General features: G+C 63.4%; 27 protein-coding genes. 1 reads left to right on the top strand and 26 read right to left on the bottom strand.

The window, feature by feature from the left end; translation table 11 throughout:
- The first annotated feature begins 39 nt into the window (after positions 1-39).
- A complete protein-coding gene (locus HU748_RS07385) occupies positions 40-2,769 on the top strand; it encodes a DUF6543 domain-containing protein (RefSeq protein ID WP_186719868.1) in 2,730 nt (909 codons plus the stop codon).
- A gap of 39 nt (positions 2,770-2,808) precedes the next feature.
- On the opposite strand, the gene HU748_RS07380 is transcribed toward HU748_RS07385, so the two are convergent.
- The 26 genes from HU748_RS07380 to HU748_RS07255 form a co-directional block, all read right to left on the bottom strand.
- A complete protein-coding gene (locus HU748_RS07380; protein ID WP_186709803.1) occupies positions 2,809-3,204 on the bottom strand; it encodes a DUF2802 domain-containing protein in 396 nt (131 codons plus the stop codon).
- A gap of 1 nt (position 3,205) precedes the next feature.
- Positions 3,206-3,685: a chemotaxis protein CheW gene (locus tag HU748_RS07375; RefSeq protein ID WP_016393802.1), complete on the bottom strand. Its 480-nt coding sequence runs from the start codon at positions 3,683-3,685 to the stop codon at positions 3,206-3,208.
- A gap of 67 nt (positions 3,686-3,752) precedes the next feature.
- Positions 3,753-4,652, bottom strand: coding sequence for a CheW domain-containing protein (locus HU748_RS07370; RefSeq protein ID WP_186666396.1), 900 nt, complete (start codon positions 4,650-4,652; stop codon positions 3,753-3,755).
- On the bottom strand, positions 4,652-5,440 hold the full coding sequence (locus HU748_RS07365) for a ParA family protein (protein WP_186666398.1): 789 nt from the start codon (positions 5,438-5,440) through the stop codon (positions 4,652-4,654). Before HU748_RS07365 ends, HU748_RS07370 begins: the two co-directional genes overlap by 1 nt.
- A 50-nt stretch (positions 5,441-5,490) precedes the next feature.
- Positions 5,491-6,378, bottom strand: a complete 888-nt coding sequence (gene motD / locus HU748_RS07360) for a flagellar motor protein MotD (protein WP_186719866.1) — start codon at positions 6,376-6,378, stop codon at positions 5,491-5,493.
- Positions 6,379-6,381: 3 nt separating this feature from the next.
- Positions 6,382-7,122 (bottom strand): flagellar motor protein, encoded by a 741-nt coding sequence (locus HU748_RS07355; protein ID WP_186666401.1) that lies wholly within the window; start codon positions 7,120-7,122, stop codon positions 6,382-6,384.
- On the bottom strand, positions 7,122-8,243 hold the full coding sequence (locus tag HU748_RS07350) for a chemotaxis response regulator protein-glutamate methylesterase (RefSeq protein ID WP_186709801.1): 1,122 nt from the start codon (positions 8,241-8,243) through the stop codon (positions 7,122-7,124). The genes HU748_RS07355 and HU748_RS07350 overlap by 1 nt, the downstream gene beginning before the upstream one ends.
- A 45-nt stretch (positions 8,244-8,288) precedes the next feature.
- Entirely contained in the window at positions 8,289-10,520 is a 2,232-nt protein-coding gene (locus HU748_RS07345; RefSeq protein WP_186719858.1) for a chemotaxis protein CheA, read from the bottom strand.
- Positions 10,521-10,532: 12 nt separating this feature from the next.
- Entirely contained in the window at positions 10,533-11,321 is a 789-nt protein-coding gene (locus tag HU748_RS07340; RefSeq protein WP_186666404.1) for a protein phosphatase CheZ, read from the bottom strand.
- Positions 11,322-11,339: 18 nt separating this feature from the next.
- Positions 11,340-11,714: a chemotaxis response regulator CheY gene (locus tag HU748_RS07335; RefSeq protein ID WP_104881405.1), complete on the bottom strand. Its 375-nt coding sequence runs from the start codon at positions 11,712-11,714 to the stop codon at positions 11,340-11,342.
- 104 nt (positions 11,715-11,818) lie between these two features.
- Positions 11,819-12,559 carry an RNA polymerase sigma factor FliA gene (gene fliA / locus HU748_RS07330; RefSeq protein ID WP_186666405.1) on the bottom strand — a complete coding sequence of 247 codons (741 nt, stop codon included), beginning with the start codon at positions 12,557-12,559 and terminating at the stop codon, positions 11,819-11,821.
- Entirely contained in the window at positions 12,556-13,389 is an 834-nt protein-coding gene (fleN, locus tag HU748_RS07325) for a flagellar synthesis regulator FleN (RefSeq protein WP_016393812.1), read from the bottom strand. Before fleN ends, fliA begins: the two co-directional genes overlap by 4 nt.
- A 75-nt stretch (positions 13,390-13,464) precedes the next feature.
- A complete protein-coding gene (gene flhF, locus HU748_RS07320) occupies positions 13,465-14,775 on the bottom strand; it encodes a flagellar biosynthesis protein FlhF (RefSeq protein ID WP_186666406.1) in 1,311 nt (436 codons plus the stop codon).
- A gap of 11 nt (positions 14,776-14,786) precedes the next feature.
- Positions 14,787-16,916, bottom strand: a complete 2,130-nt coding sequence (gene flhA / locus HU748_RS07315; RefSeq protein WP_186719856.1) for a flagellar biosynthesis protein FlhA — start codon at positions 16,914-16,916, stop codon at positions 14,787-14,789.
- A 162-nt stretch (positions 16,917-17,078) separates the two neighbouring features.
- Entirely contained in the window at positions 17,079-18,221 is a 1,143-nt protein-coding gene (gene flhB, locus HU748_RS07310; protein WP_186719854.1) for a flagellar biosynthesis protein FlhB, read from the bottom strand.
- A 2-nt stretch (positions 18,222-18,223) separates the two neighbouring features.
- Positions 18,224-19,000 (bottom strand): flagellar biosynthetic protein FliR, encoded by a 777-nt coding sequence (gene fliR, locus HU748_RS07305; protein WP_186666409.1) that lies wholly within the window; start codon positions 18,998-19,000, stop codon positions 18,224-18,226.
- Between the two features lie 7 nt (positions 19,001-19,007).
- Positions 19,008-19,277 (bottom strand): flagellar biosynthesis protein FliQ, encoded by a 270-nt coding sequence (fliQ, locus tag HU748_RS07300; RefSeq protein WP_054891869.1) that lies wholly within the window; start codon positions 19,275-19,277, stop codon positions 19,008-19,010.
- A gap of 22 nt (positions 19,278-19,299) precedes the next feature.
- The gene (fliP, locus tag HU748_RS07295; RefSeq protein WP_186666411.1) at positions 19,300-20,055 is read right to left on the bottom strand and encodes a flagellar type III secretion system pore protein FliP; all 756 of its coding nucleotides are present in this window, start codon (positions 20,053-20,055) and stop codon (positions 19,300-19,302) included.
- Positions 20,055-20,507 (bottom strand): flagellar biosynthetic protein FliO, encoded by a 453-nt coding sequence (fliO, locus tag HU748_RS07290; RefSeq protein ID WP_186719853.1) that lies wholly within the window; start codon positions 20,505-20,507, stop codon positions 20,055-20,057. Before fliO ends, fliP begins: the two co-directional genes overlap by 1 nt.
- Complete coding sequence (fliN, locus tag HU748_RS07285) at positions 20,508-20,975, bottom strand: flagellar motor switch protein FliN (RefSeq protein WP_186666415.1); 468 nt, start codon at positions 20,973-20,975, stop codon at positions 20,508-20,510. It abuts the gene before it with no gap.
- Between the two features lie 45 nt (positions 20,976-21,020).
- On the bottom strand, positions 21,021-21,989 hold the full coding sequence (fliM, locus tag HU748_RS07280) for a flagellar motor switch protein FliM (RefSeq protein WP_054891873.1): 969 nt from the start codon (positions 21,987-21,989) through the stop codon (positions 21,021-21,023).
- Between the two features lie 11 nt (positions 21,990-22,000).
- On the bottom strand, positions 22,001-22,498 hold the full coding sequence (fliL, locus tag HU748_RS07275) for a flagellar basal body-associated protein FliL (RefSeq protein ID WP_186666417.1): 498 nt from the start codon (positions 22,496-22,498) through the stop codon (positions 22,001-22,003).
- Between the two features lie 260 nt (positions 22,499-22,758).
- The gene (locus HU748_RS07270) at positions 22,759-24,156 is read right to left on the bottom strand and encodes a flagellar hook-length control protein FliK (protein ID WP_186719852.1); all 1,398 of its coding nucleotides are present in this window, start codon (positions 24,154-24,156) and stop codon (positions 22,759-22,761) included.
- A 72-nt stretch (positions 24,157-24,228) separates the two neighbouring features.
- Complete coding sequence (locus tag HU748_RS07265; protein WP_186709797.1) at positions 24,229-24,576, bottom strand: Hpt domain-containing protein; 348 nt, start codon at positions 24,574-24,576, stop codon at positions 24,229-24,231.
- A 49-nt stretch (positions 24,577-24,625) separates the two neighbouring features.
- Entirely contained in the window at positions 24,626-26,317 is a 1,692-nt protein-coding gene (locus HU748_RS07260; RefSeq protein ID WP_186666421.1) for a fused response regulator/phosphatase, read from the bottom strand.
- Between the two features lie 7 nt (positions 26,318-26,324).
- Complete coding sequence (locus tag HU748_RS07255; RefSeq protein WP_186666422.1) at positions 26,325-26,630, bottom strand: STAS domain-containing protein; 306 nt, start codon at positions 26,628-26,630, stop codon at positions 26,325-26,327.
- Positions 26,631-26,722: the final 92 nt, after the last annotated feature.

The raw sequence follows: 26,722 nt of genomic DNA, 5'->3' as shown, positions 1-26,722 counted from the left end.
GCGCCACGCTGGGTCTCCCCCTGCCCAAAAGGTGATGTCATGCTTTCGACTCGAATCAACCCCGCCGGCGTGCAGTACGTACGCGACCATCTGGCTAACCTTCCGCGTCCCGACCATGAAGTCGGCCGCAGCATACAGACCTGGCTGCGCGCCCAAGGCGTGCAACTGGCGCCCGATCAGATCGAGGTCGTGACCCTGCATGTCCGTGAACCAGGTTCCGGCATACCCCTGGCGCAGGTGATCCAGCGCGTCAGTCTGATCGAAGCGGTGCTGATGAATTGGCAGGGTGAGTCAAACAACAATGTGTTCGACGCGCTGTTCGAGCACCCATGGGCCGGAACCTTGCCTGCAGGCAAGATCCGCATCGTCGACACCTTGCCTTCTCCACCGATTGGCCACAACGGTGACTGGTACCGCGTCTTCAATGGCCTGTTCCGCCGCACCGATGATTCGCGCTTCGACTCCAAGACGCTGCTGACAATCTCCGCCGAAACCCTGCAAAGCCATATCGAGGCCCTGGATTACCACACGCAGTACAAGGCATTGCTCGACACCTATTGGGCCGCCCATCTGCAAACCTATGGCCAATCCTGCAAGCTCAACTTCATCGCCGCCTGCAACAAGCAGGTCAGCGAAGGCAGCCTAAGCGATCCGGCAAGACGGCTGATCTGGCGCGCAGCCAAGTTGCTACCGCGCGGCAGGCTGCGCCTGAGCACCCTGAGCATCTATGGCTATGCTTCCACCGACCTGTTGTACATCAATGATGTGGCAAGCGACCTCACCGTGCTGTACATGCCTGGCAACAGCTCGCCGCTGCTCGAATTCGCCAGCGAAGAGGCGATGAAGGACTGGATCGGCGAACAGTGCAAGGACGCCGGTAAACGTAACGCACTCAAGCGCCACTTCCGCCTCGCCGATGGCCCTCAGGGCATTGATTTCAGCGGTCTGGACACTGCCCTGGAAGGGCTTGGCGCCTACCCCGCCAGACACAACCTGCCACCGGAGCATGGTTTTTTCAACGACGACGGAACCTGGCCGCCACGGACCTACGTCAACTACCGACCCGGCAAGTACAATCCCAAGATCAAGGGCGACCTGTTCCAGGCCCTGGCCAAGCGCCAACGCCAGCGTACCTACGACGATGCGGACTTCCTCATCACCAGCGACAGCGAGGTGACGAAGAAAAGGTGGCAAGGCTATCTGAACACCACCCTGAATCTGGTCGCCCCCCTGACCCTGGTGGTTCCCGGACTGGCACCTTTGATCGCCATCGGCGGGCTGGCACAGGCAGGGTTGGGCCTGGACCAGGTCATCAACGGCAAGCATCTTCAGGACCAGCAAGCAGGCGTTAGCAACCTTGCCTGGGGCCTGTTCAATGCCCTGCCGCTGGTTGCCCAGGGTGTGGCCAAGAGCACGACCTTGTTCGAGATCAAGAGCGAAAGCTTCGTCCCTCCTCGGCGCCTGAACGAGCAGATCGGCTACCCACTGAGCCCGATCAGCCCGCCACGCCTGCCGGAACTGGATGCCGCCCCCTACTTCCACAACCACAGCTCGGTCACGCCACTGCCGGGGGCCGATCAGACCGTCGCCGACTCGGTGATCCGCGTCCCCAAGTACGACGGTTCGCTGGACGACCTGGACGCCAGCATAGGCGGCTACAACGTGCGCATGATCTATGACATGGAAAAGAATGCCTTCATCATCGAAGGCGATGAGAACAGCATTGAACCGATCCGCCATGTTGCCCTGCCCCACAGCAAAGACCTGGAGCCCGTCGAAGGTCCGCGCGAGGTCACCGACGCCATGCGCACCAGCACCTTGCGCGCACTGGGTATCGACCTTCCCTTGCCGGTGCAACTTCCGACCCTTGCCGAGAATCGCCTGCCCATTCCCAAGACCTTCTCTTCACTATGGGTCGGCGGCAACGTGATGGACCAGGACCTGATTCGCAACCTGGCCAACAACGCCAGCCACCTGCAGAACAGCGAATATCGGCTACGCCTGTTCCTGTCCAATGCGTCCCCTGCGGCCTTCGAGGAAAATCTGCGCCTGCTCAACGAACAAGCTCCCGGCGTACAGGTTCTGCCGCTGGAAGAGCAAGCGTTCTTCCGCAGCTTCAGCCAGAGCAAGTACCACGCGCAGTACCAGGCTGCCCTCGACGGCAATGGCGGCGTGGCGCGCAACTATGCCTCGGCCGCAGATGTGCTGCGCTACCAGATGCTCTATCACGAAGGTGGCGTATACATTGACGTGGACGATACGCTATTCATGCCCGGCGAGATCGTCGATGGCAAGCCTGCACCAGCCGTCGATCAAGTCGAGCTGCGCACCACCCCCGACGGCCTGTTGCTGGCACCTGCGATGTCCAACGAAAAGATGGGCATGAACTGCCTCTTCAACAACAGCTTGATCGGCAGCCATCCGGGCAACCCGACGCTGGAAGCGATCAGCGAAGAGATGCACACCCGCTACCTGGCCCGCCCCGATTTCTACGACAGCAAACCCAGCGTGGCCGAAGACCCTCTCGGCTTTTACCGCTACGCCCAGCAGTTGAGCGAGCTCACCGGCCCCGCCCTGCTCACCCAAGTCGTCGACCAACGCCTGCCGGGATTGGCAACCTTGCGCCAGATCAACAACTTGTGCGGTATCCCGCGGGTCAACTCGTACCTGTTCGTCGACCTGCCGCAGGCTCAGAAACTGACCGACGAACTGCTGCCACTGGGTCGTGTGGCGAAGGTGGGAGGCAGCAACTCGTGGGCACGAACGTGAAATGAAACAAGGCGATCGATTGATCGCCTTGTTTTACCGTTATTCCCGACGATGCAACTTGCTCATCAACTCAGCCTCCGCCTGGGTCAGCCCGCAGCTTTCGGTGAGTTCGGAAACGCTCGCGCCCATCCCCACCAGCTTGGCGGCCTGGGAGAAGGTGACATTGTTGGGATCGCGCTGCTCCAGTTGCAGCAGCCTGTCAGGCAGCGGCGAGACCGCCGCGCGCAGTTCGTGAATGGCCTCGCCCATGCGCACGGTGACGTTCTGGTAATCATCCAGACGTTTGGCCAGGTCCTTGATGCGCTGGTCACGCAGCGCATCGCCCTGGGCCTGCTGGCTGGCCATCTCGCGCTGGCGCTTGCTGTAGTTGAGGAAAAACCACAGGCTCAGCGCCCACAGCAGCGCCAGAAGGATTACCGCAGCCTCGAAGATCACCTCAGATGTTCTCCAGCTCCGACCACTCTTCCTCGGTCATCATCTTGTCCAGCTCGACCAGGATCAGCAGCTCGCCGTTCTTGTTGCAGACGCCCTGGATGAACTTGGCCGACTCTTCGTTACCGACATTCGGCGCCGTCTCGATCTCCGACTGGCGCAGATAGACCACTTCGGCCACGCTGTCGACCAGGATGCCGACGACCTGTTTGTCCGCCTCGATGATCACGATACGGGTATTGTCGGTGACATCGGACGGCATCAGGCCGAAACGCTGACGGGTGTCGATCACGGTGACCACGTTGCCGCGCAGGTTGATGATACCGAGCACATAGCTCGGCGCACCCGGCACCGGAGCGATCTCGGTATAGCGCAGGACTTCCTGCACCTGCATGACGTTGATGCCGTAGGACTCGTTGTCCAGACGGAAGGTGACCCACTGCAGGATCGGATCTTCGGAACCCTGTGCAGACGACTTTTTCATTCCCCTAGCCCTCTCAATCCGCCGTTGGCGGTGTGCTCGTTGTCGCCGCGGCAGCTGCGGCGCCGATTCAGTTGTGTTTGGTATTCATCTGCTTGACCGCACCGCTGGCGATCAATTCGGCCAGCTCGGCAACGTCGAGCAAGGCACACATGTGTTCGATCACCGTACCGGCCAACCACGGGCGCTGGCCACGCTGGCTGCGCCACTTGATCTCGGCCGGATCCAGGCGCAGCGAGCGGCTGACCTGATGCACCGCCAGCCCCCACTCGTAGCCCTGCACGGAAATCACGTACTGCAGGCCTTGACGGAAATCGTCACGGTAGCGGTCAGGCATGACCCAACGCGCGGTGTCCAGCACCTTCAGGTTGCCGGCCTGGCAACTGAGGATGCCGAGGAACCAGTCCGGTTGGCCGAACAGCGGCGTGAGCTCCTGGCCGGCCAGGCTGTAGATCGAGCCCAGGCACACCAGCGGCACCGCCAGGGTCAGCCCGGCCACGTCGAACAGCAGGCATTCGAAAGGCTCCGCTGCCCAGGCCGGACGACCATCGGCGGTGGCCGGTGGAACCGGTGCAGCAGGCGCCGGCAGGTGAACTTCGACCAGCGGTGCGACCGGCTCGATGGTCTGTGCTTCGGTCAGCACCGGGATGGCCGCCTCGGCCAGCACCTGGTCGTCGACCATGCTGACCACCGGCTGCACCGGCGGCAACACCGTGGGCAGGACATTGGCCACAGGCTCGGCGAACGGCTTGAGCGCTACCACCGACGCGGGTTCGCGGCGCGCATCGCGGGCCTGCTCTTCGCGCACGGCCGCGGCGAATTCGTCGCTGGGCTCAGGTGCCTCTGCCTGCGCAACCGGCAGCGGCGCCTCGGGCACCGAGGCCGGTTCAGTGGCTTCCTGCAACAGACCGTCGAGGTAGGACTGCAGGGCGAGTTGCGGCTTGCTGGTGATCTGCGGAGCGCGGTTCATCAGGCCACCTGCAATGCGTTGCGGTACGTCAGCAGGTGCTTGAGCAGCGCCCGGTAGGCGGTCACACCGCGGCTCTTGCCGTCGAACTGCGAGGGCGTGACACCATTGCGGCTGGCATCGCGCAGGCGCGTGTCGACCGGAATATAACCTTGCCAGACCTGCTCGCCGTAGGTGTCGCGCAGCACTTTGAGCGTGCCGAGCGAGGCCTGGGTACGGCGGTCGAACAAGGTCGGGACGATCTGGAAGGGCAGTGCCTGCTTGCGTGAACGGTTGATCATCGCCAGGGTGCCGACCATGCGCTCCAGGCCCTTGACCGCGAGGAACTCGGTCTGCACCGGGATCACCAGCTGCTGGCTGGCCGCCAGGGCGTTGACCATCAGTACGCCCAGCAAGGGCGGGCTGTCGATCAGGGCAAAGTCGAAATCCTGCCACAGCTGCGCCAGACTCTTGGCGATTACCAGGCCCAGGCCATTCTGGCCCGGCGACTGGCGCTCCAGCACCGCCAGTGCAGTGCTCGAAGGCAGCAGCGAAATGCGCTCATGGCTGGTCGGCAGCAGCAATTGCCCCGGCAGCCCTTCGGGCACCACGCCCTTGTGCAGGAACAGGTCGTAGCAGCTGTGCTCCAGAGCGTCGGGATTGTGCCCGAAATAGCTGGTCATCGAGCCGTGCGGGTCGAGGTCGACGACGACCACGCGCTTGCCCGCCTCGGCCAGCAGGCCGGCCAGGGCGATGGTAGTGGTGGTCTTGCCGACGCCACCTTTTTGATTGGCTACTGCCCAGACTCTCATCGTGCGTTGCTTCCTCCCAGCATGGGCGAAATGTCCCGCCGGGAACGGTTTTATAGATTCGGTGACGGAGATTTGACGGGATTGCTCCCGACCGTCGTGGCTGGCGTAGCTGGTGCACTTTGTGTGCCAGCACGGCGCAACGCCGCGTCCGGGGTGGCATTGGCACTGCCGGAGCCAGTCAGGCTGCGGCGCACCTCGAGGTTGCGCGAAATCACCAGCACGACCCGGCGGTTGCGCGCCCGGCCGTCAGCGGTATCGTTGCTGGCGACCGGCTGATACTCGCCGTAACCCACCGAGGCCATGCGCGCCGGGTTCACCCCTTCCATCGCCAGCAGCCGCACGATGCTCGCGGCCCGCGCCGAGGACAGTTCCCAGTTGGTCGGGTACTGGGCGGTACGGATCGGCAGATTGTCGGTGAAGCCTTCGACATGCACCGGGTTGGCGAAGGGTTTGAGAATCCTGGCCACCTTCTCGATGATCTCGAAGGCGATATCGCTGGGCATGGCGTCGCCGCTGCCGAACAACAAGGCCGAGTTGAGTTCGATCTCCACCCACAGCTCATTGCCACGCACGGTCATCTGGTTCGACTTGATCAGGTCGCCGAAGGCAGCGTCCACCTGGTCGGTGATGGTCTTGAGCGGATCGACGCTGGTCTGCCCCAGGCCCGCATCGACCTGGTCACTGTCCTTGATCAAGGGTTCTGCCGGCTTGATCGTCAGCGGACGTTCATCGCCGATCGGGATCGGCTTGAGGCTGCGCTCGGGGTCGTTGAACACCCCGATCAGCGCCTGGGAAATGACCTTGTACTTGCCCTCGTTGATCGAGGAGATCGAGTACATCACCACGAAAAAGGCGAACAGCAAGGTGATGAAGTCAGCGTACGAGACCAGCCAGCGCTCGTGGTTCTCGTGCTCCTCGGTATGGCGACGACGACGCATGGCTTACTCCATGAAGCCTTGCAGCTTCAGCTCGATCGAGCGTGGGTTCTCGCCTTCGGCGATCGACAGCAGCCCCTCGAGCAGCATCTCGCGATAACGCGACTGGCGCATGACGATGGCCTTGAGCTTGTTGGCCACCGGCAGCAGGATCAGGTTGGCACTGGCCACACCATAGATGGTGGCGACGAAGGCCACGGCAATGCCGTTACCCAGTTGCGACGGGTCTGCCAGGTTGCCCATCACATGGATCAAGCCCATCACCGCACCGATGATGCCGATGGTCGGCGCGTAGCCGCCCATGCTCTCGAAGACCTTGGCCGCCTGGATGTCACGGCTCTCCTGGGTGAGGAAATCGACCTCCAGAATGCTGCGGATCGACTCAGGCTCAGCGCCATCGACCAGCAGCTGCAAACCTTTGCGTGCGTACGGGTCCGGTTCGGCATCGGCGACGCCCTCCAGCCCCAGCAGGCCTTCCTTGCGCGCGGTCAGGCTCCAGTTGACGACACGGTCGATACCGCCGGCCAGATCGACCCGTGGCGGGAAGAAGATCCAGCGCAGGATCTGCAACGCGCGCTTGAACGCCGACAGCGGCGACTGCAGCAGCGCTGCGGCCAGGGTGCCGCCGATCACGATCAGCCCGGCCGGGCCGTTGAGCAGCGCGCCGACATGCCCGCCTTCAAGGAAGTTGCCACCGACGATGGCGACGAACGCCAGGATCAGGCCGATAACGCTGAGAACATCCATCAGACACAGGCCTCTACGAGGTGCTTGCCGATCTCGTCCAGGCTGTACACGGCGTCAGCCAGGTTGGCCTTGACGATGGCCATGGGCATGCCGTAGATCACGCAGCTCGCCTCGTCCTGGGCCCATACGGTGCTGCCGCCCTGCTTGAGCAGGCGAGCACCTTCGCGTCCGTCGGCGCCCATGCCGGTCAGCACGACCGAAAGCACCTTGTCACCGTAGGTCTTGGCCGCCGAGCCGAAGGTGATGTCTACGCAGGGTTTGTAGTTCAGGCGTTCGTCACCCGGCAGGATCTTCACCGTGCCACGGCCATCGACCATCATCTGCTTGCCTCCCGGGGCCAGCAGTGCAAGGCCTGGACGCAGCACATCACCGTCCTCGGCCTCCTTGACGCTGATCTTGCACAGCTTGTCGAGGCGCTCGGCAAAGGCCTTGGTGAACGCCGCCGGCATGTGCTGGATCAGCACGATGGGTGCCGGGAAGCTGGCGGGCAGTTGCGTCAGCACCCGCTGCAGGGCCACCGGGCCACCTGTGGAGGTCCCGATCGCCACCAGCTTGTAGGGCTTGCGCTTGGGCGTCGGCGAATGGCTGGCTGCGGCGCGCACCGGTGCCGCAGCACGAACCGGGGCAGTGCTGCCCAGGGTGCTGGCCGGAGCATGGCTGGTGCTGGGCGCGGCACTGGCAACCGGGCTTGGCGCGTGACTGGCGAAACTGCTGAAACGGCGATTGCTGCGCGAGATGGTGTGGACCTTCTCGCACAGCATCTGCTTGACCTTCTCGGGGTTACGCGAAATATCCTCGAAGTTCTTCGGCAGGTAATCGACCGCCCCTGCGTCCAGCGCATCGAGGGTGACACGCGCGCCTTCGTGGGTGAGCGAAGAGAACATCAGGACCGGCGTCGGGCAGCGCTGCATGATGTGCCGCACGGCGGTAATGCCGTCCATCATCGGCATCTCGTAGTCCATGGTGATCACATCAGGCTTGAGCGCCAGCGCCTGGTCGATCGCTTCCTTGCCGTTGGTCGCGGTGCCGACCACCTGGATGGTCGGGTCCGCCGAGAGGATTTCCGAGACACGGCGGCGGAAGAAACCGGAATCATCCACCACCAGGACCTTGACTGCCATAAACACTCCATTAGGCGGCGCAACCGCCAGGTCGCGCCGCCGAAATCAAATACGCCGGGCGGCGTAACGCTTGAGCATGCTCGGGACGTCGAGGATCAGCGCGATACGACCGTCACCGGTGATGGTGGCGCCGGACATGCCCGGGGTGCCCTGCAGCATCTTGCCCAGCGGCTTGATCACCACCTCTTCCTGGCCCACCAGCTGGTCGACCACGAAGCCGATACGCTGAGTGCCGACCGACAGGATCACCACATGCCCTTCGAGCTGCTCCTCATGCTGCTGGTCCTGGACCAGCCAGCGCTTGAGGTAGAACAGCGGCAGCGCCTTGTCGCGCACGATCACCACTTCCTGGCCATCGACCACGTTGGTGCGCGACAGGTCGAGGTGGAAGATCTCGTTGACGTTGACCAGCGGGAACGCGAACGCCTGGTTGCCCAGCATCACCATCAGCGTCGGCATGATTGCCAGCGTCAGTGGCACCTTGATGATGATCTTCGAGCCCTGGCCCTTGGCCGAGAAGATGTTGATCGAGCCGTTGAGCTGGGAAATCTTGGTCTTCACCACATCCATGCCCACACCGCGGCCGGACACGTCGGAAATCTCGGTCTTGGTCGAGAAGCCCGGAGCGAAGATCAGGTTGTAGCAATCCGACTCGCTCAGGCGGTCGGCTGCATCCTTGTCCATCAGGCCCTTCTCGACCGCCTTGGCGCGCAGGACGTTCGGGTCCATGCCCTTGCCGTCGTCGGAGATCGACAGCAGGATGTGGTCACCCTCCTGCTCCGCCGACAGGACCACCCGACCGGTGCGCGCCTTGCCGGAGGCCTCGCGCTCTTCGGGGGTCTCGACGCCATGGTCGACCGCGTTGCGCACCAAGTGCACCAGCGGGTCGGCCAGGGCCTCGACCAGGTTCTTGTCCAGGTCGGTCTCTTCGCCGACCAGCTCCAGGTTGATTTCTTTCTTGAGCTGGCGGGCCAGGTCGCGCACCAGGCGCGGGAAGCGGCCGAAGACCTTCTTGATCGGCTGCATGCGGGTCTTCATGACCGCGGTCTGCAAGTCGGCGGTGACCACGTCCAGGTTGGACACGGCCTTGGACATGGCCTCGTCGCCGCTGTTCAGGCCCAGGCGCACCAGGCGGTTACGCACCAACACCAGTTCGCCGACCATGTTCATGATTTCATCCAGGCGCGCGGTATCGACCCGCACCGTGGTTTCCGCCTCGCTGGCGCCGTGCTTGTCGGCAGCCGGGGCTGCAGCGCGTGCAGGGGCCGCAGCGGCGGCAGGCTTGGCGGCTGGCGCGGGTGCAGGCGCCGGTTTGGCGACGGGCTTGCTTTCAGCCTTGGCAGCAGGTGCGGCCGCCACGGCAACGGCAGGCGCTTCAGCCGCAACGGCATCGCCACTGAACTTGCCCTTGCCATGCAGTTGGTCCAGCAGGGCCTCGAACTCGTTGTCGGTGATATGGTCGCCGACAGGTTCGGCCGCCGGTGCAGTGGCAGTGCTGGCGGTGGCTTCGACGCTCGGCAGTGCATCGGCGGCAAAAGCGCCCTTGCCATGCAACTGGTCGAGCAGCGCCTCGAACTCTTCGTCGGTGATCTCGTCACTGGCCGGCGCCGCGACTGCAGCCTCCGGCTCGCTCGCCGCGACTTCCGGCGAGAACTGACCCTTGCCATGCAACTGGTCGAGCAGCGATTCGAACTCGGCGTCGGTGATCTCGTCAGCGCTGCCGGAAACGGCTTCGCCCTGCGACTGCTCGGCCGCCTCGGCCTGGGCCTTGACCGCGTCGAGGGAATCGAGCAGTTGTTCGAATTCGGTATCGGTGATGTCCGCCTCGGCAGCCGGTGCCTCGACGACGGCCGCGGCCACGGCAACCGGTGCCACGGCATCGGCGCTGGCCGGTTCGGCCAGGCGCGACAGCGCGGCGAGCAGCTCTGGCGTGGCCGGGGTGATGTCGCTGCGCTCGCGAACCTGGCCAAACATGCTGTTGACCGTATCCAGCGCTTCGAGCACCACATCCATCAGTTCGGCATCGACCCTGCGCTCTCCCTTGCGCAGGATGTCGAAGACGTTCTCGGCAATGTGGCAGCACTCCACCAACTCATTGAGCTGAAGGAAGCCGGCGCCCCCTTTTACAGTGTGAAAACCGCGAAAGATCGCATTGAGCAAATCCGCATCGTCAGGTCGGCTTTCCAGCTCGACCAGTTGCTCGGACAGTTGCTCGAGGATTTCGCCGGCTTCTACCAGGAAATCCTGAAGGATTTCTTCATCGGCGCCGAAGCTCATTAAACGTGCTCCCTAAAAACCCAGGCTGGACAGCAGATCATCGACATCGTCCTGACCGGACACGACGTCTTCACGCTTATCGGCATGAATCTGCGGACCTTCACCCCGAGTTGGATGTTTTTCTTCATCTTTTTCAGCACGCAATTGATCGTGGTCATGTTCGATACCGGCAAAGCGGTCGACTTGACTGGCCATCAACACGAGCTTGAGCAGATTGCTTTCGACTTCGGTGACCAGCGCGGTCACCCGCTTGATCACCTGCCCGGTCAGGTCCTGATAGTCCTGAGCCAGGAGAATATCGTTGAGGTGGCCGGCCACCTTGCGGTTACCTTCGGCGCTGTGCGTCAGGAAACTGTCGACGCGCTTGACCAGCTCACGAAACTCCGGCGCCGCCACCTCGCGACGCATGAAGCGCTGCCAGTCGACGGACAAGGTCTGGGCCTCGCTCGCCAGGTCGTTGAGCACCGGCGTGCTCTGCTCGACCAGGTCCATGGTGCGATTGGCCGCGTTCTCGGTCAGCCGGACCACGTAGGACAGCCGTTCGGTGGCGTCGGTGATCTGCGACACTTCCTCGGCCTGCGGCATGCGCGGATCGATTTGGAAACTGACGATGGCGCTGTGCAGCTCGCGGGTGAGCTTGCCGACCTCCTGGTAAAGGCCACGGTCACGGGTCTGGTTGAGCTGGTGGATCAGCTGCACCGCCTCGCCGAACTGGCCGCGCTCCAGGCTTTGCACCAGCTGCTCGGCGTGCTTCTTCAGGGTCGACTCGAACTCCCCCAGAGAATCGTTTCTTGATTCCATAGCGCCCCCAGACATGGCTCAGCCGTTGACGCGTTCGAAGATCTTCTCGATCTTTTCTTTGAGTACCTGCGCGGTGAAAGGCTTGACCACGTAGCCGTTGACGCCGGCCTGGGCCGCTTCGATGATCTGGTCGCGCTTGGCCTCGGCGGTCACCATCAGCACCGGCATGCCCTTGAGACGGTCGTGGGCACGTACCTTGCGCAGCAGGTCGATACCGGACATGCCGGGCATGTTCCAGTCGGTCACCAGGAAGTCGTAATGACCGCTTTCGAGCATCGGCAGGGCCGTGGTGCCATCGTCGGCCTCGTCGGTGTTGGTGAAGCCCAGATCACGCAACAGGTTCTTGATGATCCGCCGCATCGTCGAGAAGTCGTCAACGATGAGGATTTTCATATCTTTGTTCAATTAGACCTCCAAGCAGTCTTAAACGCGCTCGTCTGGCAAGCGCGCGCTCAATCAATTCGGCACCACGTAAAACGACTGCATCGAACCCGGGTTCACCGTGCCCGCCATTCACCCAACCGGCTGCGCAGACGCGCTGCGCACTGGCTGTGCAACTGGCTGACACGCGACTCGCTGACCCCCAGCACTTCCCCGATTTCCTTGAGGTTCAACTCTTCGTCGTAGTACAGCGCCAGGACCAGGCGCTCGCGCTCCGGCAGGTTGGCGATCGCGTCGGTCAGTGCGGCCTGGAAGCGTTCGTCTTCCAGATCCCGCCACGGCTCGACCTGGCCGCTGGCACCGTCCTCGTGCAGCCCTTCGTGTTCGCCGTCCTGCAGCAGGTCGTCGAAACTGAACAGGCGGCTGCCCAAGGTATCGTTCAGAATCCCGTAATAATCGTCGAGACTCAATTGGAGTTCGGCAGCAACCTCGTGATCTTTAGCGTCACGACCGGTTCTTGCTTCGACGGCGCGAATCGCGTCACTGACCATGCGCGTGTTGCGGTGCACCGAACGCGGCGCCCAATCGCCCTTGCGCACCTCGTCGAGCATGGCGCCACGGATGCGGATGCCGGCATAGGTCTCGAAGCTCGCGCCTTTGCTGGCGTCGTACTTGTTGGCCACTTCCAGCAGGCCGATCATGCCGGCCTGGATCAGGTCCTCGACCTGCACGTTGGCCGGCAGGCGCGCCAACAGGTGGTAGGCGATGCGCTTGACCAGCGGGGCATAGCGCTCGACCAGCTCGTACTGGGCGTCCTTGGACGCCTTGCTGTACATCTTGAATCCGCTCGCGTTCATAGCACCGGCCCCGCACTGGTAGGCTGCACCAGGCGCTCGACGAAGAACTCCAGGTGCCCACGCGGGTTGGCCGGCAGCGGCCAGCTGTCGACCTTCTGCGCAATGGCCTTGAAGGCCAGGGCGCACTTGGAGCGCGGGAAGGCCTCGTACACTGCGCGCTGCTTCTGCACCGCCTTGCGCACGCACTCGTCGTAGGGCACGGCGCCGACGTACTGCAGGGCCACGTCGAGGAAGCGGTCAGTGACCTTGGTCAGCTTGGCGAACAGGTTGCGCCCTTCCTGCGGGCTCTGCGCCATGTTGGCCAGGACGCGGAAGCGATTCATGCCGTAATCGCGGTTGAGCAACTTGATCAGGGCGTAGGCATCGGTGATCGAGGTAGGCTCGTCGCACACCACCAGCAGCACCTCCTGCGCGGCGCGGACAAAACTGACCACCGAGTCACCGATACCCGCAGCGGTGTCGATCACCAAAACGTCGAGGTTGTCGCCGATCTCGCTGAACGCCTGGATTAGCCCGGCATGCTGGGCCGGCGCCAGGTGCACCATGCTCTGGGTGCCCGAAGCCGCCGGCACGATGCGTACGCCGCCCGGCCCCTGCAGCAGCACGTCGCGCAGCTCGCAGCGTCCTTCGATGACGTCGGCCAGGGTACGTTTGGGGGTCAGCCCCAGCAGCACGTCGACGTTGGCCAGACCCAGGTCGGCGTCCAGCAGCATGACCCGGCGGCCGAGTTCGGCCAGCGCCAGGGACAGGTTCACTGAAACGTTGGTCTTGCCGACGCCACCTTTGCCACCGGTGACGGCGATCACCTGTACGGGATGCATGCTACCCATGTCTGTTCTTTACCTTGTCTCGCGTGGGACCCGCCCACTTGAAGGGCCGCTGTCGACCCCCTGCGCCGTTCATCTTCAACCCGCGCGCTTATCGGGATTGTGGTAGAGATCAGCGAACATGTCGGCCATGGCCTCTTCGCTGGGCTCTTCCTGCAACTGCACGCTGACCGCACGGCTCACCAACTGGTGCTTGCGCGGCAACTGCAGGTCGTCCGGAATGCGCGGACCATCGGTGAGATAGGCCACGGGCAGTTCGTGACTGATGGCCAGGCTCAGCACTTCGCCGAGGCTGCCCGTTTCATCGAGCTTGGTCAGGATGCAACCGGCCAGGCCACAGCGCTTGTAGCTGTGATAGGCGGCGGTCAGCACCTGCTTCTGGCTGGTGGTGGCCAGTACCAGGTAGTTCTTGGCGGCGATGCCGCGACTGGCGAGCGACTCGAGCTGCATGCGCAGGGCCGGATCGCTGGCCTGAAGGCCCGCGGTGTCGATCAGCACCACGCGCTTGCGCAGCAGTGGTTCCAGGGCCTGGGCCAGCGACTGGCCCGGATCGACATAGGTCACCGGCACATTGAGGATGCGCCCGAGGGTCTTGAGCTGCTCCTGGGCACCGATGCGATAGCTGTCCATGCTCACCAGCGCCAGGTGCTGCGAGCCGTACTTGAGCACGTAGCGTGCCGCAAGCTTGGCCAGGGTGGTGGTCTTGCCCATGCCGGCCGGGCCGACCATGGCGATGACCCCGCCCTCCTCGATCGGCTCGACCTCAGGCACCTCGATCAGGCGCGCCAGGTGCGCCAGGACCATGCGCCAGGCCTGGCGCGGGTCTTCGATTTCACCGGCCAGGTCGAGCAGTTCACGGGCGATCGGGCCAGACAGGCCCAGGCGCTGCAAGCGACGCCAGAGGTTGGCCTGCTGAGGCTTGCTGCCCTGCAACTGGCCCCAGGCAAGCGAGCCGAGCTGCACTTCGAGCAGCTCGCGCAGGCCCGAAAGCTCCGAACGCATGGCATCGAATACGCGCTTGTCCACCGCCGGAGCTGCCGGGGGCGGCGCAGGCACCGGCGCTTCCACATGCGGCTCGACCAGTGGCTCGGACGCGGTCAGCGACAGGCCGGCAAACAGTTGCCGGTTGCCGAGCTCGGCGTCACCACGCCCGTCCAGCTCGGCCTGGGCGGTGGCGATGCGCGAATGGGTCTTGCGCAGCTCGTCCTCGAGCTCGACATTCGGCACGCGTGGGGCCAGGGCGGACAGCTTGTAGTCCAGCGCGGCCGTCAGTTCGACACCGCCGGCGATACGCCGGTTGCCGATGATCGCGGCATCGGCGCCAAGCTCATCACGGACCAGTTTCATGGCCTGACGCATATCGGCGGCGAAAAAACGCTTAACTTGCATAACCCACTACCTCAGCCATTAGGGCCCACGGTGGCAACGATGGTGACTTGCTTGTTGTCCGGTATTTCCTGGTACGCCAGCACATGCAGGTTGGGCACGGCCAGACGACCGAATCTCGACAGCATGGCACGGATCGGGCCGGCGACCAGGAGGATGGCCGGCTGGCCTTGCATCTCCTGGCGCTGCGCCGCCTCGATCAGCGAACGCTGCAACTTCTCGGCCATGCTCGGTTCAAGAAGAACACCGTCTTCCTGACCCTGCCCGGCCCTTTGCAAACTATTGAGCAAGATCTGTTCCAACCTTGGTTCAAGGGTGATCACAGGCAGCTCGGACTCAACGCCGACAATGCTTTGCACGATGGCGCGGGACAAGCCGACCCGCACCGAAGCCACCAACGCGGCGGTATCTTGACTCTTGGCGGCATTGTTGGCGATGGCCTCGGCAATGCTGCGGATGTCACGCACGGGCACCTGCTCGGCAAGCAGGGCCTGCAGGACCTTGAGCAACCCCGACAAGGAAATGACACCCGGCACCAATTCCTCGGCAAGTTTCGGCGATGCCTTGGACAGCACCTGCAGCAACTGCTGAACCTCTTCATGGCCGATCAGCTCGTGGCAGTGCTTCTGCAGAATCTGGTTGAGGTGAGTGGCGACCACGGTGCTGGCATCGACCACCGTGTACCCCAAGGACTGCGCCTGGGCGCGCTGGGCCACATCGATCCACACCGCCTCCAGGCCAAAGGCCGGGTCGCGCGCGGCGATACCATTGAGGGTGCCGAACACCTGCCCAGGGTTGATCGCAAGCTCGCGGTCCGGGTAGATCTCCGCCTCGGCCAGGATCACCCCCATCAGCGTCAGGCGATAGGCACTGGGCTGCAGGTCGAGGTTGTCGCGAATGTGCACGGTGGGCATGAGAAAGCCCAGGTCTTGCGAGAGCTTCTTGCGCACGCCCTTGATCCGCGCCAGCAACTGGCCGCCCTGGTTGCGGTCGACCAGCGGAATCAGGCGATAGCCGACTTCCAGGCCGATCATGTCGATCGGGGTCACGTCGTCCCAGCCCAGCTCCTTGGTTTCCATGGCGCGCTGCGGCGATGGCAGCAGATCCTGTTGGCGCTGCGCTTCCTGCACGGCCTGGAGCTTGGCCTTCTGCTGTTTCTTCCACACCAGGTAGGCGCCACCACCGGCCATCAGGCCGAGGCTGAGGAAGGCGATGTGCGGCATCCCCGGCACCAGCCCCATCACCACCATCAGCGCGCCGGAAACGGCCAGCGCCTTGGGCGAATCGAACATCTGCCGGTTGATAAGCTTGCCCATGTCCTCGGAGCCCGAGGCGCGGGTGACCATGATCGCGGCCGCAGTGGACAGCAGCAGCGAGGGCAACTGCGCCACCAAACCGTCACCGATGGTCAACAAAGCGTACACCTTGCCGGCGTCGCTGAAGGTCATGCCATGCTGCAGCATGCCGATGAGCATGCCGCCGATAAGGTTGATGAACAGGATCAGCAGGCCGGCGATGGCGTCACCACGCACGAACTTGCTGGCACCGTCCATCGAACCGTAGAACTCGGCCTCCTGGGCCACCTCGGCGCGACGCGCCTTGGCCTGGGTCTGGTCGATCAAGCCGGCGTTGAGGTCGGCGTCGATCGCCATCTGCTTGCCGGGCATGGCGTCGAGGGTGAAGCGCGCGCTCACCTCGGAGATACGCCCGGCACCCTTGGTCACCACGACGAAGTTGATGATCATGAGGATGGCGAACACCACCGCACCGACCACATAGTTGCCGCCGATCACCACCTCACCGAAGGCCTGGATCACCTTGCCCGCCGCTCCATGGCCCTCCTGGCCGTGGAGCATGACCACGCGAGTCGAGGCGACGTTGAGCGCCAGGCGCAGCAGCGTCGCCACCAGCAGGATGGTCGGGAAGGCGGCGAAATCCAGTGGGCGCAGGGCGTAGACGCAGACCAGCAGGACCACGATCGACAGCGCGATGTTGAAGGTGAAGAACACATCGAGCAGGAACGGCGGGATGGGCAACATCATCATTGCCAGCATCACCAGCAGCAACAGCGGCACACCCAGGTTCCCCCGACCGAGACCGGCCAGGTTGTTACGGGCGTTGCTGATTAACTGAGCGCGATCCACCGGGTATCCTCTTCAAGCAAAACTTTGACGCCTGGACGGCGCTTGGGCGTGGCTTTGCAAGAAGCTTTCCAACTTTGCCTGGGTGCGGGGCCAGGCGCTCTGTTGCGGTGTTTTCGCGGTCATCGCGGTGGTCTTTTCGCGGGCAAGCCCGACCCCACAGGATCAATTGTCGCGCTGCAGGTCCGGCGGAATCGGCAGATCCTTCTTCAGCGGCTCGGGCGGCTTGCCCTTACCCGAGCGGTACTGGCGAATCTGGAACACGTACGCCAGCACCTGCGCCACTGCCAGGTACAGCCCGGCCGGAATTTCGTGCTCAAGCTCCGTGGAGTAGTAGATCGCCCGTGCCAGCGCCGGCGATTCGAGGATCTGTACCTTGTGCTCCTGGCCGATCTCGCGGATCTTCAAGGCCAAAAAGTCAGTGCCCTTGGCCAACAGCAACGGCGCCGCACCGCCCTTCTCCGGGTCGTACTTGAGCGCCACGGCATAGTGCGTCGGGTTGGTGATGATCACATCGGCCTCGGGCACCGCCGCCATCATCCTGCGCTGCGACGCCTCGCGCTGCAGTTGGCGAATGCGCTGCTTCACCTCCGGCTTGCCCTCGGTATCCTTGTATTCGTCGCGCACTTCCTGCTTGGTCATCTTCAGCTTCTTGTGCGTCTGCCAGAGCTGGAACGGCACATCGACGATGGCGATCAGCAGCAGACCCGCTGCCATCCACAAGGTGCTCCAGCCCACCACCTGCACGCTGTGGATGATCGCCTGCTCGAGCGGCTCCTTGGCAATCGCCATCAGCGCCTCGCGGTCGTTGGCCAGCACCACCAGCGCCACCACCAGCACCAGGAAGAACTTGGCCACCGCCTTGAGCAGTTCGGTCAGCGAGTTCAGCGAGAACATGCGCTTGATCCCGGACAGCGGGTTCATCCGGCTGAACTTGGGCTGCAGCAAGGAGCCGGAAAACAGAAAGCCCCCCAAGGCGATCGGGGCCACGAACGATACGACGAACAGCAACACCAGCACCGGCTGGGTGGCCCAGATGGCCATCTTGCCCGAGGCCATCAGGAAGGCACCCATGGCCCGCTCGTCGACTATCACTTCGCGCGACAGGGTGAAGTTCACGCGCATCAGCGTCATCAGGGTTTCGGCAAGGTGGCCACCGAAGGCCAACAAGGCACCGGCACCGCCCAGGGTCACAGCGAAGGTGTTGAGCTCTTTGGAACGGGCGATGTCACCCTTTTCCCGTGCGTCGCGCTTGCGCTTCTCGGTGGGTTCCTCTGTCTTGTCCTGACCGCTCTCGCTCTCTGCCATGCTCAGGGCGCCCGTGCCAGTTCACGCAGCCACTGCAAGGCCTCGCTGGCCAGCTGCTGATAATGCGAGAGGATGTCGGCAAGGCCGACCCAGAAGATGGCCAGCCCCAGCACCAGGGTCAGCGGGAAACCAATGGAGAAGATGTTCAACTGAGGTGCGGCGCGGGTCATCACACCGAAGGCAATGTTGATCACCAGCAGCGCTGCGATGACCGGCAGGATCAACACCAGGCCCGCACCGAGCACCCAGCCCAGACGCCCGGCGATCTCCCAGAAATGCGCGACCACCAGGGCATTGCCCACCGGCAGCGTGGTGAAACTTTCGGTCAGTACCTCGATCACCACCAAGTGGCCGTTCATCAGCAGGAACAGCACACTCACCAGCATGGTCAGGAACTGCCCGACCACCGCCACGTTGACGCCGTTGGCCGGATCGACCATCGAGGCCATCGCCATACCCAGCTGGATGGCGACGATCTGCCCGGCAACGACGAAGGCCTGGAACAGCATCTGCAGCGAAAACCCGAACAGCGCACCGACGATGATCTGCTCGGCGCACAGCAGCACGCCGCGCACGCTCAACGGCTCGAACTCGGGCAGCGGCGGCAGGCCCGGCACGATCACCACGGTGATCGCCACCGCCACGTACAGGCGGATCCGCGCCGGCAGCATGCGCGTACCGAACACCGGCATGGTCATCAGCACCGCTGCCACGCGAAACAGCGGCAGGATGAAAGTGGCGACCCAGGTGCCGATCTGCGCGGCGCTCAGCTCGAGCATGGGTTCATCATCCGATCAACTGCGGAATGCCGCTGTACAGGCCGGTCATGTATTCCATGAACTTCTGCACCAGCCACGGACCGACCACGATCAGAGTGATCAGCATCACCAGCAGACGCGGCAGGAAGCTCAGGGTTTGTTCGTTGATCTGCGTGGCCGCCTGGAAGATCGCCACCAGCAGGCCGACCAGCAGGCTGGGCACCACCAGCACCGCCACCATGAGGGCCGTCAGCCAGAGCGCATCGCGAAACAGGTCGACGGCTACTTCCGGGGTCATCGAAAACTCTCCTTGAGCGGCCTCAGACGCCGCCGAAACTGCCGGCCAGCGTACCCATGATCAACGCCCAGCCATCGACCAGGACGAACAGCATGATCTTGAACGGCAGCGAGATGATCAGCGGCGACAGCATCATCATACCCATCGCCATCAGCACACTGGCGACCACCATGTCGATGATCAGGAACGGGATGAAGATCATGAAACCGATCTGGAACGCGGTCTTGAGCTCGGAGGTGACGAAGGCTGGCACCAGAATGGTCAGCGGCACCTGGTCGGGACCGGCGATGTCGGTACGCTTGGACAGGCGCATAAACAGGTCCAGGTCGCTTTGCCGGGTCTGCGCCAGCATGAAGTCCTTCAGCGGCCCCTGGGCCTTGTCGATCGCCTGCTGGGCGGTCATCTGCTCGTTCAGGTAGGGCTGCAAGGCATCACGATTCACCCGATCGAACACCGGCGCCATGATGAACATGGTCAGGAACAGCGCCATGCCGGTGAGCAACTGGTTCGACGGTGTCTGCTGCAGGCCCAGGGCCTGGCGCAGGATGGAGAAGACGATGATGATGCGGGTGAAGCTGGTCATCAGGATGACGAACGCTGGAATGAAGCTCAGCGCCGTCATGATCAGCAGGATCTGCAGGCTGACCGAGTATTCCTGCTGGCCGTTCGGCCCATTGGACAGGGTGATGGCCGGGATCGACAACGGATCGGCGGCCAGGGCCACGGGCGCGGCCAGCAACAGCGCCAGGGTCAACAGTAAGCGCAGCGCGCCGCTCATCACTTCTTGTCCTTCTGGTCCTTGCCCATCAGCTCGAGCAGCCGCTGGGCGAATTCCGGTGCCGCCTGGCGCGCGCCGGCAGGCACTTCCACGGGCTCGGCCATGACGTGCAATGCTTCGATGCTGCCAGGGCTGTGGCCGATCAGGATCTGCTCCTTGCCCACCTGCACCAGCAGCAGGCGGTCGCGCGGGCCGAGGGCACGGCTGCCGACGATCTCGATCACCTGCCCGCCGCGCGGCTGCGCCACCTGCAGGCGGCGCAACAGCCAGGCGAGCAGGAAGATGGCGCCCACCACCACGAGCAGGCCAAAGACCATCTGCGCCAGTTGCCCGCCCATGCCGGCCGGCGTCGCCGTGCTGGCCGGCACCGGCGCGGGATCAGCCGCGGCGATCACCACCTCGCTGGCGAGCAATGTGCCCAGGGCGGCGACGCCGCGTATCCGGCCCTTCACTCAGCGCAGCTTCTTGATGCGTTCGCTGGGGCTGATCACGTCGGTCAGGCGGATGCCGAACTTCTCGTTGACCACCACCACTTCGCCATGGGCGATCAGCGTGCCATTGACCAGTACGTCCAGGGGCTCGCCGGCCAGGCGATCGAGCTCGATGACCGAACCCTGGTTCAGTTGCAGCAGGTTGCGAATGCTGATTTCCGTGGCGCCCACTTCCATGGAGATGCTCACTGGAATGTCCAGGATCACGTCCAGGTTCGGACCTTCCAGGCCGACGTTCTCGCTCGGCCGCGGGGAACTGGCGAACTCTTCCATGGGCAGGCGACCTGCGCCGGAGGAGCGGCCACTGTCGGCTGCCAGCAGCGCATCGATGTCCGCCTGGCCCGCATCACCGGTTTCTTCCAGGGCTGCCGCCCACTCATCGGCCAGGGCCTGTTCCTCTGGGGAGGTGATCTCGTTTTCGTTAGCCATAAAGTCCTCGACAGGCTTTCAATTCGTAGTGCGACCGGCTCGCCGTCAGCGGCGCTCGATCGGGTCGATGATCTGCAGCGACAGGGTGCCCTTGTGCGAGCCCAGACGCGCCTTGAACGACGGCACGCCATTGGCGCGCAGTACCAGGTGTTCGGGCAGCTCTACCGGAATCACATCGCCCGGCTGCATGTGCAGGATGTCGCGCAGCTTGAGCTGACGACGGGCAACGGTGGCCGAGAGCGGCACATTGACGTCCAGCACGTCCTCGCGCAGGGCCTTGACCCAACGCTCGTCCTGATCGTCCAGGTCGGACTGGAAACCGGCATCGAGCATCTCGCGCACCGGCTCGATCATCGAGTACGGCATGGTCACGTGCAGGTCACCGCCGCCGCCATCGAGCTCGATGTGGAAGGTCGAGACCACCACCGCCTCGCTGGGCCCGACGATGTTGGCCATGGCCGGGTTGACCTCGGAGTTCATGTACTCGAAGTTCACCGGCATGATCGCTTGCCAGGCTTCCTTGAGGTCGACGAAGCACTGGTCCAGGACCATGCGCACCACGCGCAGCTCGGTCGGCGTGAACTCTCGGCCTTCGATCTTGGCGTGACGGCCGTCGCCACCGAAGAAGTTGTCCACCAGCTTGAACACCAGCTTGGCGTCGAGGATGAACAGCGAGGTGCCGCGCAGCGGCTTGATCTTGACCAGGTTGAGGCTGGTCGGCACGTACAGCGAATGCACGTACTCGCCGAACTTCATCACCTGCACACCGCCCACCGCCACGTCGGCGGAGCGACGCAGCAGGTTGAACATGCTGATGCGGGTGTAACGGGCGAAGCGCTCGTTGATCATCTCCAGGGTCGGCATGCGACCGCGGACGATCCGGTCCTGGCTGGTCAGGTCGTAGCTCTTGACGCCACCGGGCTCGGCAGCGCTCTCGGTCTGTACCAGCCCATCGTCGACCCCATGCAGCAGGGCATCGATCTCATCCTGGGACAGCAGGTCCTGCACGGCCATCGAGTGTGCTCCTACTGCAATACGAAATTGGTGAACAGCAACTGGTCGATGACCGGCTTGCCGACTTCCTTCTGCGCCACTTCCTGGACCACCGCAGTGGCCTTCTGGCGCAGCATTTCCTGGCCCACGGCACTGCTGGCCAGACTGTCGAAACCTTGCCCGGAGAACATCATCACCAGATTGTTGCGAATCACCGGCATATGCACCTTCAGCGCATCGAGGTCAGCCTGGTTGCGGCCCTGCAGGGTGATACTCACCTGCATGTAGCGCTGGCGGCCGTTCTGGTTGAAATTGACCACGAAGGCCGGCGCCAGGGGCTCGTAGATCGCCGCTTGCTTGACGCTGGCCACGGCAGGATCGGCTGCAGGCGCAGGCTCGCTCTTGTGCATGATGAACCAGGTGGCGCCAACCGACAGGCCCACGGCCAGCAGCAGGGCCAGCACCAGCAGCAGGATCATCTTCAGTTTGCCTTTAGTGGCGGGGTCTTTGACTGCGTCGCTCTTCGCCATGCCAATAATCCGTCGTCCATCGGGGTTTCAAGAAAGGATGACGTGGCAGAGCAAGTGTTATGCCAGATTTGGCCGAGGGGGCTTGAGGAGGTGGTAGGAGCGGGCTTGCCCGCGAACACGGGCGTAGCCCGTGCCAGGCAGCGCGGTGTATTTTTCGCGGGCAAGCCCGCTCCCACAGGGATTTGGGCTGGCTTCTAGATTTTGAGCAAGACAGTTGCTCACAAAAGCCCGCACCGGTGTCAGACGCAACCCCCGAGCGATCAGGCGTAGTAATCGACCGCACTGTCGCCGATCACCACCTGCTGCTCCACCGGCCGTGAAGCATCGGCCAGCTCACCGTCCTCGCCCACCTCCCCGGCCCGACGGGCTGCGACACCGGACAGGTTCGACCCACCCTGCTGGGCCTGCTGTTGCTGCTGGCGCGACTGATCGGCGACGTTGACGTCAGGCTGGGCCAGCCCCTGCTGGGCGAACAGTTCGCGCAGGCGGTACAGCTGGCTGTCCAGTGCATCGCGCACGCCGGCGTGACCACTGATGAAGGTGACCTGGGTAGCCTGGTCCGCCGCGACATTGACACGAATGTCCAGGCGGCCGAGCTCGGCAGGTTCGAGCTGGATATCGGCCGACTTGAGGTTCTGGCTGGACAGATACATGACCCGGTTGACCAGGCCCTCCGTCCAGGCGCCCTGGTTCATCGCCAGCGGTTGGTGCAGCGGGTTGGTCGGCGGCACGGCGTGGGCGGTCTTGGGTGTGACGGCCTGGGTCAGGTTGGCCAGGCGATTGGCGAAATCGTCCACACGGGTGTCACTGTCAGCATGCTTGACGTCCTTCAGGCCACTGGACAACAGCTCGGAGAAGCCTTTTTCGCCAGGCTGTGATTGGCCGCGCTCGGATTCGCCCTCAGGCTTGACCGCCAGGCTCGCCAAGGTATTGACGTTGGCCTGGGCACTGTCATCCTGGGCCGCAGCCTTGTCGCCCGCAGCGGACGCATGGGCCGAAGTGGTCCCTTTGGCCTGGGCGTTCTGCTCCAGGGCCAGGCGCAGTGTCGGCATGTTTGCCAAGGCATCGGCTTCGGGATCGAAGTCGCTGTCGCTGGCGGCCTCTTCGGTGAGCGCAGGGGGTAAGGGTTCGGCCTGCGCTGCAGGCTGCTGGATCGCGGCCTGCAGCACGGGCGCCACGGCCTCGGCCTGAGCCTGGATCAGCTGCGCGCCCGCCAGGGCATCGGTCACCTGCCCTGCGACCAGGTTGGCATCCAGCGAGTTCGAGTCGCCTGACTGCGCACTGTTGCCAGGCGTGGAAACCTGTCGATCATCGCCACCAGCCTGCTGGGTGCTGTCGCTCGGCGTGTTCTTGTCACTGGTTGGCGCGGCCTTGTTGCTGCTGGCTGGCAAATTCTTGCCATTGGCGGCAACCGACGGGGATTTGTCATTGCCGACTTTGCCGCCGGCGCTGAAGTCAGGCTTATCCTTGAATGCAGGTTGCGAGGCCTTGTCGTTGCGCACCGGCGTCGTGTCACGCTGCTGGCGCGCCATCAACTGATCGAAGCCGCCGCCCTGATTGCCTGCTGCCTGCGAGGTTTTGTCCGTCGCGGAACTGGTCGCCCGCGAGTTCGCATTGGCGAGGCCGGCTTGCAACAAGGGATTAGATGCGACAGGCATTGAAACTCTCCACGCCAGTGAACCGAAATAGTATCTGGGTGAAGACAGGCAAAACTCGCGCCAGTTTTGCCATCAGCCTGCAGAAACCCGCTCACGCTCGCTGCGGTAGAAGCGCTGGACCTCGACAAATTCCTGGTCAATCTGATTGATCAGGTCTTCGATGCCGTACAGAGGCTGTTGCCGCACACGTTCCTCAAGCTGTTGGCACAGACCTGCCAAGCCCACTGCGCCCATGTTGCTGCTGCTGCCCTTGAAGCTGTGGGCGGCCATACCCAGCTCGTGGGCATCCTTGGCCTCGTGCAACATGCTGAGTCGACACACGGAGTCTTCCAGGAAGGTTTCCAGCAACTGCAGGTAGCCATCTTCCATGACCTCCCGCAGGTCGCTCAGGACCTTGTGATCGATATGCTCGTCTGTCACTTGCTCACTCCTTGATCAAGCTTGATTATGCCTCAATCGCCGGGGCCGCTCACCAGCCGAACTCAACCCGCGCCCGCCGCCCCTGGTCGAGCCATTGAGCCCGGACGCCCAAGCGCTGTACCAGATGCAGCCCACGCCCACTCAAACCTTTTTCCGACGCCGGGCGTGCCAACACCTTCTCGATATCAAAACCCGTGCCACTGTCGCTGATTTCCACTGTGAGACGCCCACCTGCCGCCATCGGTTCCACTCTCAGCGCTATTCGCACGAAGCCCTCGGACAAAGCTGTCAGACGCCGGCCGCGCTCGCGGTAGTACTCGGCAAATCCCGCGGCATCCTGCTTGAGCCGCGAGTCCAGGCCCAAGACTCCGTGCTCCAGTGCGTTGGAGTAAAGCTCACCGAGCACACTGTGCAACACCGCACTGCTGGGGCGCAGACCGTGGATTTCCTGAAGAAACTGCAACAGATAGGGAACCGGATTGAACCGCTTCAGGCTGTCGGCATGCAGCACCAGCGACAACGACCAGTCCAGTGGGCTGGAACGACCGCTGTCGGAATACACCGGCGCCACGGGTGCCAGGCCACCTGGCTCAGCCATGCGGATATCGCACAAGCTGATATCGTCTCGCGGCACACCGCCAAAACGCTCCAGTGCCTGCATCACTTCATCGAACAGCTGCCCAGGGTCTCGGTTGGCCGCCAACACCTCACGCAAACGCTCCACGCCAAACAATCGATCCTTTGCATCGCCGGTATCGACCACGCCATCGGAGAGCAGGAACACTCGCTCCCCCGCCGTCAGCGGCAGTATGTCGGTGCGGTCGTCGAACTGCTCGGGCGCAAGGATACCCAGCGGCAAATGCCGCGATTGCAGCACCGACAGCACCTCGCCGGCGGCCGACAAGCGATAGCCATCGGGCATGCCGCCGTTCCACACCTCGACCGTGCCACGCTCGAAGCTCAGGTTCAGCAGCAGCGCGCAACAGAACATGTCCACCGGCAGGATGCGCTTGAGCTTGGCGTTCATCTCGCGCAGCGTCTCGACCAGGCCATAGCCCTTGGCGGTCATGCCATAGAACACCTCGGCCAGGGGCATCGCCCCAACAGCCGCCGGCAGGCCGTGTCCAGTGAAATCACCCAGCAGTACATGCATGTCGCCCGAAGGTGTGAACGCAGCCAGCAGCAGGTCGCCGTTGAACAATGCGTAGGGCGACTGCAGGTAGCGGATATTGCTGCTTCTCAGGCAACCGGAATGGGCGACCTTGTCGAACACGGCTTTGGCCACGCGCTGCTCGTTGAGCAGGTGATGGTGGTGACGGGCCAGTTCGTCGCGCTGCTCCAGCACCGTGGCCTGCAGCCGGCGCAGGCGATCCATCGCGCCGATCTTGGCGGCCAGAATCACCGCGCTGTAGGGTTTGGCCATGAAATCGTCGCCGCCGGCCTCCAGGCAACGCACCAGCCCCTGCTCCTCGTTCATCGAGGTGAGGAAGATGATCGGCACCAGCGCTTCACCGGCCATGGCCTTGATCCGTCGCGCCGCCTCGAAGCCATCCATCACCGGCATCAAGGCATCGAGCAGCACCAGGTCCGGCCGCTCTTCGGCGAACAGTGCCACGGCCTGCTCGCCATTTTCGGCAGTGACCACCTCGTGCCCCTGGCGCCGCACGATCTGCGCGAGCAGCAAGCGATCCGCCGCACCGTCCTCGGCGATCAGCACCCTCAATCCCTGTTCGGCGGGCATGGTCGGCTCAGCTGACGTCGAACAGTTTTTCGAAATTGGAAATGGCGAGAATCTTGCGCACGTCCGAACTGGTATTGATCACTTTGATATCCGAGCGCTCGCCACCGGCGTGATCGCGCAACAGCAGCAGCATGCCCAGCGCGGAGCTGTCCAGATACGTCGCGTCCTTGAGATCCACCACTACCGAATTCGGGGTCGGATCCAAGCGCTCGTAGGCGTCACGAAATTCCTGATGCTTGCCAAAATCGAAACGGCCCTTGACCTTGATCGTCAACTGCTTTTCGTCCGGTGAAAAATCAGATTCGACTGCCATGCGTGCGATTCCTTCGAAGATGGCTACGACTCAGGAAGGTTTAGCAGTCGCCCAGCCAGGCCGCAAGCGCAGCGGGTTGAAGCAACGTCGAG

The organism is Pseudomonas sp. RW3S2, from assembly GCF_014268955.1.
GTDB classification, from domain to species: Bacteria; Pseudomonadota; Gammaproteobacteria; order Pseudomonadales; family Pseudomonadaceae; genus Aquipseudomonas; species Aquipseudomonas wayambapalatensis.
The sequence above is the reverse complement of the archived record's forward strand: the minus strand, read 5'-3'. Positions and strand labels throughout refer to the sequence as shown.

What these genes read in the sequence shown, in the direction of transcription:
- HU748_RS07385 (WP_186719868.1), top strand. Translation starts at nt 40, where the DNA reads ATGCTTTCGACTCGAATCAACCCCGCCGGCGTGCAGTACGTACGCGAC.
- HU748_RS07375 (WP_016393802.1), bottom strand. Translation starts at nt 3,685, where the DNA reads ATGAAAAAGTCGTCTGCACAGGGTTCCGAAGATCCGATCCTGCAGTGG.
- HU748_RS07370 (WP_186666396.1), bottom strand. Translation starts at nt 4,652, where the DNA reads ATGAACCGCGCTCCGCAGATCACCAGCAAGCCGCAACTCGCCCTGCAG.
- HU748_RS07365 (WP_186666398.1), bottom strand. Translation starts at nt 5,440, where the DNA reads ATGAGAGTCTGGGCAGTAGCCAATCAAAAAGGTGGCGTCGGCAAGACC.
- motD (WP_186719866.1), bottom strand. Translation starts at nt 6,378, where the DNA reads ATGCGTCGTCGTCGCCATACCGAGGAGCACGAGAACCACGAGCGCTGG.
- HU748_RS07355 (WP_186666401.1), bottom strand. Translation starts at nt 7,122, where the DNA reads ATGGATGTTCTCAGCGTTATCGGCCTGATCCTGGCGTTCGTCGCCATC.
- HU748_RS07350 (WP_186709801.1), bottom strand. Translation starts at nt 8,243, where the DNA reads ATGGCAGTCAAGGTCCTGGTGGTGGATGATTCCGGTTTCTTCCGCCGC.
- HU748_RS07345 (WP_186719858.1), bottom strand. Translation starts at nt 10,520, where the DNA reads ATGAGCTTCGGCGCCGATGAAGAAATCCTTCAGGATTTCCTGGTAGAA.
- HU748_RS07340 (WP_186666404.1), bottom strand. Translation starts at nt 11,321, where the DNA reads ATGGAATCAAGAAACGATTCTCTGGGGGAGTTCGAGTCGACCCTGAAG.
- HU748_RS07335 (WP_104881405.1), bottom strand. Translation starts at nt 11,714, where the DNA reads ATGAAAATCCTCATCGTTGACGACTTCTCGACGATGCGGCGGATCATC.
- fliA (WP_186666405.1), bottom strand. Translation starts at nt 12,559, where the DNA reads ATGAACGCGAGCGGATTCAAGATGTACAGCAAGGCGTCCAAGGACGCC.
- fleN (WP_016393812.1), bottom strand. Translation starts at nt 13,389, where the DNA reads ATGGGTAGCATGCATCCCGTACAGGTGATCGCCGTCACCGGTGGCAAA.
- flhF (WP_186666406.1), bottom strand. Translation starts at nt 14,775, where the DNA reads ATGCAAGTTAAGCGTTTTTTCGCCGCCGATATGCGTCAGGCCATGAAA.
- flhB (WP_186719854.1), bottom strand. Translation starts at nt 18,221, where the DNA reads ATGGCAGAGAGCGAGAGCGGTCAGGACAAGACAGAGGAACCCACCGAG.
- fliR (WP_186666409.1), bottom strand. Translation starts at nt 19,000, where the DNA reads ATGCTCGAGCTGAGCGCCGCGCAGATCGGCACCTGGGTCGCCACTTTC.
- fliQ (WP_054891869.1), bottom strand. Translation starts at nt 19,277, where the DNA reads ATGACCCCGGAAGTAGCCGTCGACCTGTTTCGCGATGCGCTCTGGCTG.
- fliP (WP_186666411.1), bottom strand. Translation starts at nt 20,055, where the DNA reads ATGAGCGGCGCGCTGCGCTTACTGTTGACCCTGGCGCTGTTGCTGGCC.
- fliN (WP_186666415.1), bottom strand. Translation starts at nt 20,975, where the DNA reads ATGGCTAACGAAAACGAGATCACCTCCCCAGAGGAACAGGCCCTGGCC.
- fliM (WP_054891873.1), bottom strand. Translation starts at nt 21,989, where the DNA reads ATGGCCGTGCAGGACCTGCTGTCCCAGGATGAGATCGATGCCCTGCTG.
- fliL (WP_186666417.1), bottom strand. Translation starts at nt 22,498, where the DNA reads ATGGCGAAGAGCGACGCAGTCAAAGACCCCGCCACTAAAGGCAAACTG.
- HU748_RS07270 (WP_186719852.1), bottom strand. Translation starts at nt 24,156, where the DNA reads ATGCCTGTCGCATCTAATCCCTTGTTGCAAGCCGGCCTCGCCAATGCG.
- HU748_RS07260 (WP_186666421.1), bottom strand. Translation starts at nt 26,317, where the DNA reads ATGCCCGCCGAACAGGGATTGAGGGTGCTGATCGCCGAGGACGGTGCG.
- HU748_RS07255 (WP_186666422.1), bottom strand. Translation starts at nt 26,630, where the DNA reads ATGGCAGTCGAATCTGATTTTTCACCGGACGAAAAGCAGTTGACGATC.